Origin of the sequence: Corynebacterium glyciniphilum AJ 3170, assembly GCF_007673095.1 — a bacterium.
GTDB lineage: Bacteria > Actinomycetota > Actinomycetes > Mycobacteriales > Mycobacteriaceae > Corynebacterium.
Map to the genome: position 1 here is coordinate 1 of NZ_VDYZ01000048.1, position 485 is coordinate 485.

A 485-nucleotide genomic window follows, 5' to 3' on the forward strand; every position below is an offset into this window, starting at 1 on the left:
GCCATCGCCCGCGAGCGTGGCACGGCGTTCCGGAACTTCGCCAACTCCGACTACGCCTCCGGGGTATTCTTCGACGCCTACGATCCCGCGTGGTTCCAGCCGCGCACCGAGAAGGTCGCGGCGATTATCGAGGGCTCCTCGATCCACGTTCCCACCACTGAGGACTGGGCCGAACTGAAGGCGGCGGTGATGGCCGACGGGCTGTACAACCGGAATCTGCAGGCTGTGCCGCCGACGGGGTCGATCTCCTACATCAACAACTCGACGTCGTCGATCCACCCGATCGCGTCGAAGATCGAGATCCGCAAGGAAGGCAAGATCGGTCGGGTGTATTACCCGGCGCCGCACATGGACAACGACAACCTCGAGTACTTCGAGGATGCCTACGAAATCGGCTACGAGAAGATCATCGACACCTATGCTGTGGCGACGAGGTACGTGGACCAGGGACTGTCGTTGACGTTGTTTTTCAAGGACTCGGTGAC

At 61.0% G+C, this 485-nt stretch carries 1 pseudogene; it reads left to right on the forward strand.

Features of this window, described 5'->3' with window-relative positions:
- Nucleotides 1-485: pseudogene (locus tag FS507_RS16410) on the forward strand (class 1b ribonucleoside-diphosphate reductase subunit alpha); the annotation flags it as partial.